We start from the raw sequence: 13,087 nt of genomic DNA, 5'->3' as shown, positions 1-13,087 counted from the left end.
GGCACTTTAGTGTGCTAGGTACTTAATAATCTTTTTACTCTTATCATTAATTCGTTCGGACTAAATGGTTTTCCCATAAAATCGTTGGCGCCTAAGTTAAAAGCTTTAAGTACCATTTCTTCTTGACCTGCTGATGAAAAAACAATTATTGGGGTTTCTGAATTTAATTTGTTTCTTATATGACTTATAACTTCTAGGCCACTTATAAAAGGCATCATGATATCTGTGATGATTAAATCTGGCGAATTATTTTCAATTAATTCTACAGCTTCTTTTCCATCTTTAGCCATATATAAATTAAACCCTTCTTTTTCTAATCTAAATTTTAATAACAATGAAAGCGTTGTATTATCTTCTGCTAAAACAATTTTTTTCTTGCTCATTTTTTCTGTTATATTAAAAATATTAGTGTTTTTGAAATCTTACAAACAATGAGAGACAGAATAGTTTTTACTACTTATGTTTTTAGTAGCGAAACAAATTTGTTGAAATTACCTTTCAAAAACGGGTGTAAGATACAATAAAATCGATAAAACGCAAATAAAATCGATAAAACACGAAATTAATATATTATTTTGTAGGAATAAAATGTCTTTTGTGAGATAAATTATTAAAATATGGCACAAAAAAAGCGCTTCTTTTAAAGAAGCGCTTTTTTACTTAATTTTTTTATTCTTAAAACTTATAGCTTAAACCGAATGTGTAGTATGTCTGTAAATCGTTATCTACATTGTCAAAGGTTGGTTCAGTTTGGGCAGGAACTGCTAACGGATCATATTGTCCCAAAGCAAAATTTAAAGCTTCTTGTTTGTTACTTCTTAAACCAAAATCAAAACCAACACCAATCATTTTCCATAAGGTATAACTAAAAGAGTTGGTCCAAGTAAAGTTAGATAAGTCTCCGCTTTTATAGCTTTGGAATGTAGAGAAGTTAGTTTTAAAGTTTATTGCTCCAATTTGTCTGGTATAATCTGCTACGATTTTGGCACCTAATGATGAATCAAATACGGTATCATTATCAGAAAAAACAAAGTTGTAATTTAATGGGTGTATGACTACAATTAAATTTTCAATTGGAGTCCAAGTAGCACCAATACCAAGATCTAAATAACCAGGGTCATTAAAGTTATCTAAAAGTGTTGTTCTGTACTCCATTAAACCTGAAGCGGCTAATGTTTTAGTGATATTTCGACCGTATAATGATGAAATATTAAAGACATCGGTAGTAGGGTTAAAGTCCTCATCGTCATTGGGATCATCTTTATTATCTAATTTTACCCAATTTAGATTGGTTGTTAATGCGTTTCTCCAAAAGAATTTTTCTTGAATTAAATTAGCATAAGCATTTACAGTAAATCCAATATTACCTGAGGCGTTGTTTGGTGTTCCTTGAGAATACCAGTTATTAAAGTTAGATAAACTTCCACCAATAGTACCAAAAGCCCCAATTCTCCAACCAGGAAGGGCGTCAATTTTAGCTTGTATTGCATCAACTTCTGCTTTTGCAGCATCAGCGATAGCTTGCTTTTCGGCTTTTTGTGCTTGTAATTCTTCTTTTGTTTGAGCGTTTAACGTTAAAACACTAAGACATAATAATGTGAAAAATAATTTTTTCATAATTTTAATTTAGTTAAAAATTTGTGCAAATATACAGTTTAGACCCAACTAACAAAGTTTTGTCACAGGTAAATTACTTGTTTTTAAAAAGCGGAACAGAAGAACAAGCCTCTCCATACATGATAGATTTAGCAATAGGTTTAAGCTTGTTGGAAAGCATAATGTAAGCATTTTGGGGTACAGGTTTGTTAGAGCAACCTTTTATAATAATAGGTTTGTCTTTATAAGCAGAAACATCAAAATCATTTATAATATCTTGGTAAATAGAGGTTTCTAAGTTCTCGAGACTACCAATAACAACTTTTCTAGCATAAGGTTCAAGTTGAATACTTAAGAGCATGTATGCCCAGCCAGGAATAATAGCATCTGAACTGCATGTTAAAGCCACATAACCATCTTGATATTGCGACCAGTCAAATTCAGTAACTTGAGTTCTAAAATCTTTTTCGCGAAGCACAAAACCTTCAAACAACCAATCTTTAATATCAAAAAGGACACGTTGTCCTTTAGGGTAATAATCCTCAAGATCAATGGTCACTAACTTGCTATTCGCTACGCGATTTATGATTTCGTTTTTCAAAATGATTGTTGTTAAGTGTTTAAAGTATTATAGCAAACTACAACTGAAAATACTGCCAACTTATTTTAAAGCATCCCTAATTCTAACTTTGCTTCCTCGCTCATTAGTTCCTGTGTCCAAGGAGGGTCAAATGTAATTTCTACTTCTGCACTTTTTACAGCATTAAGTGATTTTACTTTTTCTTCAACTTCCAAAGGCAAGGTTTCAGCAACAGGACAGTTAGGTGTTGTAAGTGTCATTAATATTTTTACATCATAATCTTCATTTACAAATACGTCGTAGATTAAACCTAGTTCGTATATGTCTACTGGAATTTCTGGATCATAAATTGTTTTTAGAACATTTACTATTTTTTCTCCTAATTCGGTGGTGTCTATAATTTCACTCATCTCTTAAATGTTTTATGTGTTTAGTTGCTTAAAACAATTAAACGTAAAATGATTAAACTTAATTAAGTTGGGTTTGGTATGCTATGGCATACATTTTTAATTGTTTTATCATACTAACTAACCCATTAGCACGCGTTGGTGATAAATGTTCTTTAAGTCCGATTTTATCAATAAAATCGGTATCAGCATCAATAATATCTTTTGGGTGCTGATTTGAAAAAGCACGAATTAAAATAGCGATTATACCTTTGGTAATTATAGCATCACTATCGGCGGTAAAAGCTATTCTATCGTTATTCATTTCAGCATGTACCCATACTTTACTTTGGCAACCTTTTATAATGTTGCTATCGGTTTTGTATTGGTCTTCAATTAAGGGTAAATCTTTTCCTAAATCAATCATATATTGGTAACGTTCTTCCCAGTCTTCAAACATTGAGAATTCGTCAATTATTTCATTTTGTATATCTTCAATACTCACAATCACAAATTTTTATGCAAAAATACAACAACAAACGTTGCTATTCAATGTTTTCAGAAATTGATAGCATTTCTTTAACTAATGCAGCAATGTTTTCATGTGGTTTTCCATGGTCGAAAGGTTGCGTTTCGTAAGTTGTGCCATTGTAAATTATTTTCAACCTAGCCATAGCCGCACCATCAAATAGAAAATCTTTACTAGGTGCTTCTAGATTTGCAATATTTTGTACATCAATAGACTCAAGTTTTTTTATTAGGGTATCCCAATTATTGCTACTGCAAGTGTTGCTAATAGGGCTGTTATCTCTTTTATTAACGGTTAAAATGGCTTTTCTGTTAACTGTAATTTTTTTATAGAAACTTCTTGAAGAAGCAGAATACTCTAACACAATGGCATCTTGATTAATTTTGGATGATGAGCAACTATTGTCTAAAAATACTAATGATAGAATTATAAAAAGAAATTTCATAAGGTTTGATTTTATAAAAATATTACAAAAAGGAAGCCAAAATTTAAGAGAGCATCATTTTTGCTTTTTTTATGCCTTCAACCAAAGTGTCTATTTCGGCTTTTGTATTGTAAAACGAAAAAGAGGCTCTAACTGTTCCTGGGATACAGTAAAAATCCATAATGGGTTGTGCACAATGGTGTCCTGTTCTTACTGCAATTCCTAATTTATCTAAAATAGTGCCTACATCATAAGGATGAATGTTTTCCAAATTAAAAGAAACAACGGATGTTTTGTTTTTGGAGGTTCCGTAGATTTTTAAGCCTTCGATTTCTAAAAGTCTTTCTGTGGCATATTCTAATAATTCATGCTCGTATTCAGCAATGTTTTCAAAACCAACACTGTTCATATAATCTATGGCAGTTCCAAAAGCAATACCGCCAGCTATATTTGGTGTGCCTGCTTCAAATTTATGGGGTAAATCAGCATAAGTTGTTTTTTCGAAAGTGACTTCAGAAATCATTTCTCCTCCGCCTTGATAGGGGGGGAGTTTTTTTAACCATTCCTCTTTTCCGTATAGCATACCAACACCTGTTGGTCCACACATTTTATGTGCTGAAGCCACATAAAAATCAACATCCAATTTTTGAACATCTGGTTTGATGTGTGGTGTTGATTGAGCACCGTCAATTAAAACTGCAGCGCCAACTTCATGTGCTTTTTTAATAATATATTCAATAGGATTGATTGTTCCTAAAGCATTTGATATATGATTAACAAAAACTAATTTGGTGTTTTTTGATAGTAATTTATTGAATTCAGATATAACCAATTCGCCATCTTGGTTCATTGGAATGACTTTTAAAATAGCACCTGTGCGTTCGCATAACATTTGCCAGGGTACAATATTGCTATGATGTTCTAATGCAGAAACAATAATTTCATCACCTTTTTTTAATAGTGATGAAAAACCATTTGCAACTAGATTAATGCTATGTGTTGTTCCAGATGTAAATATGATTTCATGCGAAAACTTGGCGTTGAAATGTGCTTGGATTTTATGTCGTGCTTGCTCGTATAGATCTGTTGCTTCTTGACTTAAGGTGTGTACACCACGATGTATGTTTGCATTGTAATTTGAATAATAGTCTACAATATCATCAATAACCTGTTGTGGGGTTTGTGATGTTGCAGCATTATCAAAATACACTAAGGATTTGCCATTGACTTTACGAGAAAGAATGGGGAAATCTTTTCTAATGTCTTCTACGTTGAACATGGTTGTACTAAAGGTCGAAACCAATATTAACACCTAATTTGTTGGCGATAATTTTAGTAATTCGTTGTTTTATTTCAGGAATCTTAACAGAACTTAATACATTGTTACTAAAGGCGTACATTAAAAGGGCTTTGGCTTCCTTTTCAGGAATGCCACGTGTTTGCATATAAAACATAGCGCTTTCGTCAAGTTGCCCGATAGTGCAACCGTGTGAGCATTTAACATCGTCTGCAAAAATTTCTAATTGCGGTTTTGTATTTATTGTGGCTTTATCGCTGATTAAAATATTGTTATTGGCTTGAAAGGCATTGGTTTTTTGGGCTTCTTTTTCCACAATAATTTTTCCGTTGAAAACACCAGTTGAATTCTCGCCAAAAATACCTTTATAATCTTGGTGACTTTCACAATTTGGTTTAATATGGTGTACCAATGTGTTGTGGTCTACATGTTGTTTGTCACCAATAATAGTTACTCCTTTTAAAATAGAGTCTATACGTTCGCCTTCTTGATAGAAGTTTAAATTGTTACGTGTTAGTTTACCTCCAAACGCAAAAGTATGCACTGAAGCTACGCTTTCTCGTTTTTGTTTGATAAAGGTATTGTCTATTAATGAGGCATTATCATTATCGTTCTGCACTTTGTAATAGTCTACAATGGCACGTTTGTTTGCGAAAATTTCGGTAACACTATTGGTTAAAACCGGATTATCTGTTAAACTTTGGTGACGTTCTATAATTTGTACATGAGAATTCTCATCAACTACAATTAAATTTCGTGGCTGCAACAAATTAGCCGATTCATTTCCTGTTGAAAGGTGTATGATTTGAATGGGCTTTTCTACCAGTTTGTTTTTGGGAATATGAATGTAGGCACCCTCGTTTGAAAATGCCGTGTTTAATGATGGTAAGCTGTCTTTTGTAGCGGCTTTATTAAAGTAGTTTTCAATAACTAAACGGTATTTGGGTTTGTTTAACGCTGAAGACATTAAGCAAACATCAATACCATCATGTGTTGTTTGGGATAAATGTGATGAGTATTTACCGTCTATAAATACAATTTTATAGGTATCAATATCATGAATAAAATATTTTTTTACATCCTTATATTCCAAAGCATTTTCTTGTTTAGGGAAAACACTATAATCTTCTTTTAAAATTTTATTTAAAGAGGTATACTTCCAAGCTTCTTCTTTTTTGGTAGGGAATCCTTTTTCTTCAAATATTTTTATAGCATCGTTTCTAACATTATGCACATAGGTGTCTACATCTGCTTGGTCTTCAAACACTAGAAAGGATGATAATAATTTGTCTTTTAAATCCATCTGTTTCAGTTTTCAGTTGCAGTCTCAGTTTTCAGTAAAAAGAAAAACTAGACATTAACTGTTTACTATTTTTAACTTAGAGTATTCATTTATTAGTGAGCAAACTGTCAACTACAACTGAATACTGCTACTATTTTTAAGCGTTTACTTCTTCTTTAATCCAATCGTATCCTTTTTCTTCAAGCTCATGAGCTAGCTCTTTAGTGCCAGATTTTACAATTCTACCATTGTATAAAACATGAACAAAATCGGGAACAATATAGTCTAACAAACGTTGGTAATGAGTGATGACTACCACGGCATTATCTTTACTTTTAAGCTTGTTTACACCATTGGCTACAATACGAAGGGCGTCAATATCCAAGCCAGAATCTGTTTCATCAAGTATGGCTAGTTTTGGTTCTAGCATGGCCATTTGGAAAATCTCGTTACGTTTTTTCTCTCCTCCTGAAAACCCTTCGTTTAAGGAGCGCGATAAAAATTTTCTATCAATTTCCAATAATTCAGATTTCTCACGAATGCGTTTAAGCATGTCTTTAGCAGGCATATCCTCTAAACCTTTAGCCTTGCGCGTTTCGTTAATGGCAGTTTTAATAAAGTTAGTAACGGAAACACCAGGAATTTCAACAGGGTATTGGAATGATAAAAACACCCCTTTATGCGCTCGTTCTTCAGCAGCTAATTCCTCAATATCTTCACCATCAAAAACAATGTTTCCTTGGGTTACTTCGTATTCTTCTTTCCCTGCAATAACAGAAGCTAGTGTGCTTTTTCCAGAACCATTGGGACCCATGATAGCATGAACTTCTCCTGGTTTTACTTCTAGATTAATACCTCTTAAAATGGTCTTATCTTCAACACTTGCGTGTAAATCTTCTATTTTTAACATACAATTAATTTAAAATCTCAATATTTAAATACTAAATTCCAAGACTTATAAGACCATTGGAATTTAGTCCCGATAGCTATCGGGATGTTTTTTGTGTTTTAACTACCTAGTTTCACGACGTTCTTTTCTTCTTTAGTAGCTGGTTTTACATTTAATATTTCAATAATTTCAACCTTATTTTCCCAAAGAATTTTCTCGTCTTTTTGGTTTGTAATTTTCCCTCGTATTTCTACTCGAACCATATCGGTAGCCTCTTTTTTATATTTTTCAGCAAGTGCATTTAGTTCTAGCATTTTATCTGTAACGATAACACCGTAAATTTCTGCATGGGTTTGTAAAACGGCAGCACCATCATAATAAACAAACTCGCCTATTAATAGTGTAAGTCCATCATTCTGTTTTGCTGTTCTTTCAGAATCGTCTGAAATGGTTACGTTTTCTTTTTGTTCTGATTTGGTTTCGTTTTTACAGCTTATGAATGCTGTTAGAATTAATGTTATAAAAACTATTTTTTTCATTTAAATTAAAGTTTTAATTGATGATACACTTCGACTGGCTCCATGTGGCATTTCGTTAAAATTTGTTTAACCGACACTTCCTTCTAAACTTATTTCTAATAATTTTTGAGCTTCTACAGCAAACTCCATGGGTAGTTTATTTAATACTTCTTTACTAAAACCATTTACAATTAATGCAATGGCTTTTTCGGTATCTATGCCACGTTGGTTACAATAGAAAATTTGGTCTTCACCAATTTTACTTGTTGTTGCTTCGTGCTCTATTTTTGCTGATTTATTTTTGGCTTCTATATACGGAAACGTGTGTGCTCCACATTCATTTCCCATCAGTAAACTATCACATTGTGAAAAGTTACGTGCATTATCTGCTCTGGAACTAATTTGAACCAATCCGCGGTAACTGTTTTGGGATTTTCCTGCTGAAATACCTTTTGAAATAATAGTAGATTTTGTGTTTTTACCTAAGTGAACCATCTTTGTTCCTGTATCGGCCTGCTGATAATTGTTTGTTACTGCAATTGAATAAAATTCGCCTACTGAATTATCGCCTTTTAATACACAACTTGGATATTTCCAAGTTACTGCAGAACCGGTTTCGACTTGTGTCCAAGAGATTTTTGCATTTTTTTCGCATAAACCACGTTTGGTTACAAAGTTGAATACACCACCTTTTCCTTCGGCATTTCCTGGATACCAGTTTTGTACGGTTGAATATTTTATTTCAGCATCGTCTAAAGCAATAAGCTCTACTACGGCTGCATGTAGTTGATTTTCATCTCTACTTGGCGCGGTACAGCCTTCAAGGTAACTTACATAACTACCTTCATCGGCAATTACCAAAGTTCTTTCAAACTGCCCTGTTCCTGCTTGATTTATTCTAAAGTATGTCGATAGTTCCATTGGGCAACGCACGCCTTTTGGAATATAACAGAAAGAACCATCACTAAATACGGCACTATTTAAAGCTGCATAAAAGTTATCTTTTTGAGGTACTACAGTGCCTAAATGTTTTTTCACAAGTTCTGGATGCTCTTTTATAGCTTCAGAAATACTCATAAAAATAATGCCTTTTTCGCCTAAGGTTTTCTTAAATGTCGTTGCTACAGAAACAGAATCTACGACCACATCCATGGCTACACCTGCTAATTTTTTTTGTTCGTCCAAAGAAATGCCTAGTTTTTCAAAAGTGGCCAATAATTCTGGATCTACTTCATCAATACTATCATATTTTGGTTTGCTGTTTGGAGCGGAATAGTATGAAATGCCTTGAAAATCAGGTTTTTTATAATGTACATTTGCCCATTCAGGTTCGATCATGTCTTTCCAAACTCGAAAAGCTTCCAATCTCCAATCAGTCATCCATTTTGGTTCTTCCTTCTTTTTAGAAATTGCACGTACAATATCTTCATTTAAACCATTGGGAAATGTATCTGATTCAATATCGGTATAAAAACCGTATTCGTATTCTTTAGTCTTAAGTTCTTCGCGTAAATCATCCTCGGTATACTTTGACATAATGCTTTCTTGTTTTATAGTGAAAATGATTCGCCACAACCACATGTGCGGTTTGCGTTTGGATTATTAAAAACGAAGCCTGTTCCGTTTAATCCACCTGAATATTCTAGTGTTGTGCCTATTAAGTATAAAAAGCTTTTTTTATCTACAATGATTTTGATATCATTATCAACAAATACTTTATCTTCTTCTTGATTTTCTTTATCAAACTTTAGGTCGTAAGATAAACCAGAACAACCCCCACTTTTAACACCAACACGTACAAAATCTGTAGTTGGATTATAGCCATCATCTTGCATAAGCTCGATAACCTTTTTTTTAGCTGTTTCAGAAACTTTTATCATAGTCTTTATCTTGTTAGATTTAGTACTGTTTTAATGGTGTTTTTATTAAGACAGTTTCTAAATAGAGTGCAAATATACAATATAAGTCATGGATTACCACATAACCTAACATTATATTAGCATATAGTTTTATAGGTTTTCCTTATTGAAAAAAGAAAGGCTTAAGTATTAGCTTTATGACTTGAAATTAAGTGAAATTTACTAAGTAATTTTTTTAATTATGCAGATAGGTTTTGTAAAAATGAGTAGGATTCATTTTGCTTCTGACTGGCATAAACAATATCTCCGATTTTGTTGAATTCAAAATAATTTTTACAGCATTTGCAAATTAATTCAGGAGTGTTCTCATTGGCTTCACTCAAACGAAAATAATTATGTCCGTAAGTGGCGCAAAAAAGTGTTGAAGTTATTTTGGTTGGCATAAAAACGATTTTCTGAATGATTAAATTAAGTGAAAATTCATCAAAGTACGATGAAAACTTAATTATTTTCGATGAAATACATCATTTTTGTAGTCTTATTCGTTTTTAAAGCTGCTATTATTGATGAAATCATAGTCGGAGAGGGCTATAAGAAACGCCTTTAAGTCTGCTTTATCTTGTTCTGTTAAACCTACGCCTCCTTGGGTCACTTTTTTCATTAAAGGGTCTATTGTTGAAGAATTTTTTAAGCCTTCGCTGTAATGGTTTATAACGTCTTCAAGTGTTGCAAACCTGCCATCGTGCATATAAGGTGCTGTGAAAGCAAGATTGCGAAGTGACGGCGATTTAAATTTCCCATTATCTGCAGGGTCTCCTGTTATAGCGCCTAAACCTAAATCTGTAAATGTGGCATCTAAACCATTATTATGGAATATGTTGTCCGTCCATAAGGGATTTTTATCGCTTCCATGGCAATGAAAACAGTCGCCCCTAGCTTCATCCATAAATACATTAAAACCATTTTGCTCTTGAGGTGTTAATGTTGCTTCTCCTAAAAGGAATTTATCGAATTTTGAATTTGAAGAAATCAAGGTGCGTTCAAATTGAGCTATAGCTTTTGTAACTAAGGTAGAATCGATAGCTTGGTTTCCAAAAGCTTTTTCGAACAAATCTGGGTATTCTGAATGTTGTTGCAATTTTTGTTCAACTTGAGCCCATGTGCTTTTCATTTCAATAGGGTCTGTAACTGGACTAAATGCTTGATGCTCTAAACTAAAAGATTTGCCATCCCAAAAGAATTTTTCATCATAATTCCATGCTAAATTAAATAGGGGCATGGAATTTCGAGTTCCCAAAAAACCATCAACGCCATCGCTGAATCTATCGGGATCTGAAAATGCATGTTCTGGGGCATGGCAATCTGCGCATGCTTGTGTATTATCTATTGATAAGAGGGGGTCGAAAAATAATTTTTTCCCTAAAGCAATACCTTCAACAGTTTGCGGATTGTCTACTGGAATTACTGGTGAAAGGATATTGTTTTCAAATAGTTTCGGGATTTCTAGTGCACTTGGGGTAGGTACATACTGTTCTACACTTTCATTTGAACATGACAAACAAATACAAAGAAGAAGCATACCATATGAAATCCACTTTGCCATATTATTAATTAACCGATTCTAAACTAAATACATCTTGTCCGTTTTCAAACATCATAACTTGAGCATTAAAATTAGGCATGAGCATGTTGTTTAACACATTCAAATTCCAAGTATTTGGGGTTTTAAACCATTCGGCAATATTCATTTCAATATTAAAAACGGTATTATTAGTAATGGTAACTTCGCCTAAATTAACCTCAAAAAAGGTGTCTTGAAATTCTAGTGGTGTTTTAGAATTATCTACTGCTCTAATAGCATGATATGCATAACCGGTTTCTGTGCTCGTGTTGTCTATAAATTTGCCTTCGAGTTGCATGTAGTGGTATCCGCCTCCTAGCATTTCTGGGACATTCCATGATGCTGAATTTAAATCGGTATAATTATTATAGTTATGATCATTGTTGAACCCAAAAGTAAATGATACATTGTTATACTTGCCAATCGGAATATTGGTTAATGAGGTAAAAGACAGGTTTGTTGCGTTGGTTAGATCTACTAAACTATAGCCAGCTAAAACAAGTCTTTCTCTATTTGTTGATGTGAATGTTATGTTAGAAATTAAATAACGAAGCTTTGTAATGCTCATTTGCTCACCATTAGCATTAGTGAATTGAATGGTGTTGAAATCTGTATTTGTAACAGGTGTTTCATCCCAATTATGATTAAAATTAAAAGTAATATTAGCTTGGGAAACCTTGTCGTCATTATCATCAGAGCATGATACTATTAACAAAAGGAGAATTAAGAATATGGGGCGTATTTTTTTCATTGTTTTATTTTAAAAATCAGTAAGTCAGTAAATCCGTTATTATTAGAAACATCTAAATTAGAACTGCTTGAATCTCCAACGACTATTATATCTTTATTATTTATTTCAACAACATCATAGGCGAAATCAATATCTGAACCACCAACTGTTTTTTGCCATTTTAGATTGCCATTAGTATCTATTTTTATAACCCAAGCATCATTCTGGCCTTTATTATCTGTTAAATTACCATCAGCACTTCTTGAGTTTCCTGATATAATAAAACCACCATCTTGAGTTTTTGATATGGATTGGGCTACATCAAAACTGCTGCCACCAAAAGATTTTTCCCAAATAAACTCACCTGCTGGCGATATTTTAATGGTCCATAAATCGGCAGCACCTTTGTTGTTTGTAACGTCTAAATCATCACTTCTAGTATTGCCAACAATAATATAGTTTCCGTCGTCGGATTTAATTATGGCTCTGGCCTCATCAGTTTGAGAGCCACCAAAAGACTTTTCCCAGATTAAAGTGCCAGTTTCAGAAATCTTAACAATCCAGAAATCATAAGCGCCTTTACTGTTCTTAATATCAACATCTTCACTATCCGAAGAGCCAACTAAAAGGTAGCCATTATCATCAGTTTGTATAGCATCATAAGGCGTGTCTGTAAAAGTGCCTCCAAAATATCTGCTCCATTGCTTTTCTCCTAAGGCATTTATTTTGACTGTCCAATAATCACCGCCAGCATGTTTTCTTGAAAATTTTGATTTTACACTTTTACTATTTCCAGCGCCATTGGAAGCCGAGACATCCAAAACACCGGTTAAGAGAAAACCGCCATCTTTAGTTTGTATAATGGAATTACCAATATCTGCTCCTGAGAAACCATAATTCTTTTCCCATAAAATGTTTCCAGAAGGATCTAATTTTGAAACCCAAAAATCATGAGCGCCATTATTATTTGTAACATCATCATCATTGCTTTTACTATATCCAATAATAGCGTAACCATTATCTGAAGTTTGAATGATATCACGGCCTCTATCATCATCGCTTCCTCCATAATTTTTTTGCCATTCTAGAGTGTCATTTTGGTCAAATTTAAGAAGCCAGTAATTGAAAGATTCATTTGATTTATCTGTAATATCTCCATCCATACTTTGGGTATGACCTAAAATAGCATAGCCGCCATCAGAAGTTTTTACAATAGCCTGACCCGTTTCATTTTTTGTGCCTCCTAGTGTTTTAACAAAATCAATAGTAACAGCATTTGAGGTCCCTCCATTGTTATCGTCATTTTTAGAACAATTAAAAATAAAAAAAACAATAGTTAGTGCTAATATGTGTTTCTTTAAGCAAGTAGACATTTT

The 13,087-nt window shown here is 33.2% G+C and carries 16 protein-coding genes; all 16 read right to left on the bottom strand.

The window, feature by feature from the left end; all coding sequences use genetic code 11:
- Positions 1-14 precede the first annotated feature (14 nt).
- The 16 genes from ABD941_RS06205 to ABD941_RS06130 all read right to left on the bottom strand — a co-directional run bounded on the left by ABD941_RS06205 (position 15) and on the right by ABD941_RS06130 (position 13,084).
- Positions 15-383: a response regulator transcription factor gene (locus tag ABD941_RS06205; RefSeq protein ID WP_345273173.1), complete on the bottom strand. Its 369-nt coding sequence runs from the start codon at positions 381-383 to the stop codon at positions 15-17.
- Between the two features lie 292 nt (positions 384-675).
- Entirely contained in the window at positions 676-1,617 is a 942-nt protein-coding gene (locus ABD941_RS06200) for a DUF3078 domain-containing protein (protein WP_345273172.1), read from the bottom strand.
- Between the two features lie 73 nt (positions 1,618-1,690).
- Positions 1,691-2,197, bottom strand: a complete 507-nt coding sequence (locus tag ABD941_RS06195; protein WP_345273171.1) for a DUF2480 family protein — start codon at positions 2,195-2,197, stop codon at positions 1,691-1,693.
- A gap of 65 nt (positions 2,198-2,262) precedes the next feature.
- The gene (locus ABD941_RS06190; protein WP_345273170.1) at positions 2,263-2,586 is read right to left on the bottom strand and encodes an SUF system Fe-S cluster assembly protein; all 324 of its coding nucleotides are present in this window, start codon (positions 2,584-2,586) and stop codon (positions 2,263-2,265) included.
- A 58-nt stretch (positions 2,587-2,644) separates the two neighbouring features.
- Entirely contained in the window at positions 2,645-3,067 is a 423-nt protein-coding gene (locus ABD941_RS06185) for a SufE family protein (RefSeq protein ID WP_345273169.1), read from the bottom strand.
- Between the two features lie 40 nt (positions 3,068-3,107).
- A complete protein-coding gene (locus tag ABD941_RS06180; RefSeq protein WP_345273167.1) occupies positions 3,108-3,536 on the bottom strand; it encodes a hypothetical protein in 429 nt (142 codons plus the stop codon).
- 43 nt (positions 3,537-3,579) lie between these two features.
- Positions 3,580-4,794, bottom strand: a complete 1,215-nt coding sequence (locus tag ABD941_RS06175; RefSeq protein ID WP_345273166.1) for an aminotransferase class V-fold PLP-dependent enzyme — start codon at positions 4,792-4,794, stop codon at positions 3,580-3,582.
- A 7-nt stretch (positions 4,795-4,801) separates the two neighbouring features.
- The gene (sufD, locus tag ABD941_RS06170) at positions 4,802-6,115 is read right to left on the bottom strand and encodes a Fe-S cluster assembly protein SufD (RefSeq protein ID WP_345273165.1); all 1,314 of its coding nucleotides are present in this window, start codon (positions 6,113-6,115) and stop codon (positions 4,802-4,804) included.
- 136 nt (positions 6,116-6,251) lie between these two features.
- Positions 6,252-7,004, bottom strand: coding sequence for a Fe-S cluster assembly ATPase SufC (sufC, locus tag ABD941_RS06165; RefSeq protein WP_345273164.1), 753 nt, complete (start codon positions 7,002-7,004; stop codon positions 6,252-6,254).
- Between the two features lie 98 nt (positions 7,005-7,102).
- Positions 7,103-7,522 carry a hypothetical protein gene (locus ABD941_RS06160; protein ID WP_345273163.1) on the bottom strand — a complete coding sequence of 140 codons (420 nt, stop codon included), beginning with the start codon at positions 7,520-7,522 and terminating at the stop codon, positions 7,103-7,105.
- A 66-nt stretch (positions 7,523-7,588) separates the two neighbouring features.
- Entirely contained in the window at positions 7,589-9,037 is a 1,449-nt protein-coding gene (sufB, locus tag ABD941_RS06155; RefSeq protein WP_345273162.1) for a Fe-S cluster assembly protein SufB, read from the bottom strand.
- 14 nt (positions 9,038-9,051) lie between these two features.
- Complete coding sequence (locus ABD941_RS06150; RefSeq protein WP_345273161.1) at positions 9,052-9,381, bottom strand: HesB/IscA family protein; 330 nt, start codon at positions 9,379-9,381, stop codon at positions 9,052-9,054.
- A 218-nt stretch (positions 9,382-9,599) separates the two neighbouring features.
- Complete coding sequence (locus ABD941_RS06145; RefSeq protein WP_345273160.1) at positions 9,600-9,803, bottom strand: hypothetical protein; 204 nt, start codon at positions 9,801-9,803, stop codon at positions 9,600-9,602.
- Positions 9,804-9,898: 95 nt separating this feature from the next.
- Entirely contained in the window at positions 9,899-10,963 is a 1,065-nt protein-coding gene (locus ABD941_RS06140) for a cytochrome-c peroxidase (RefSeq protein ID WP_345273159.1), read from the bottom strand.
- A 4-nt stretch (positions 10,964-10,967) separates the two neighbouring features.
- Positions 10,968-11,732 carry an MbnP family protein gene (locus tag ABD941_RS06135; protein ID WP_345273158.1) on the bottom strand — a complete coding sequence of 255 codons (765 nt, stop codon included), beginning with the start codon at positions 11,730-11,732 and terminating at the stop codon, positions 10,968-10,970.
- Positions 11,729-13,084: a hypothetical protein gene (locus ABD941_RS06130; protein ID WP_345273157.1), complete on the bottom strand. Its 1,356-nt coding sequence runs from the start codon at positions 13,082-13,084 to the stop codon at positions 11,729-11,731. Before ABD941_RS06130 ends, ABD941_RS06135 begins: the two co-directional genes overlap by 4 nt.
- Positions 13,085-13,087: the final 3 nt, after the last annotated feature.

Source organism: Flaviramulus aquimarinus (assembly GCF_039543205.1).
Lineage (GTDB): Bacteria > Bacteroidota > Bacteroidia > Flavobacteriales > Flavobacteriaceae > Flaviramulus_B > Flaviramulus_B aquimarinus.
Note: the sequence above shows the minus strand (reverse complement) of the source record. Positions and strands in the feature narration are given on the sequence as shown.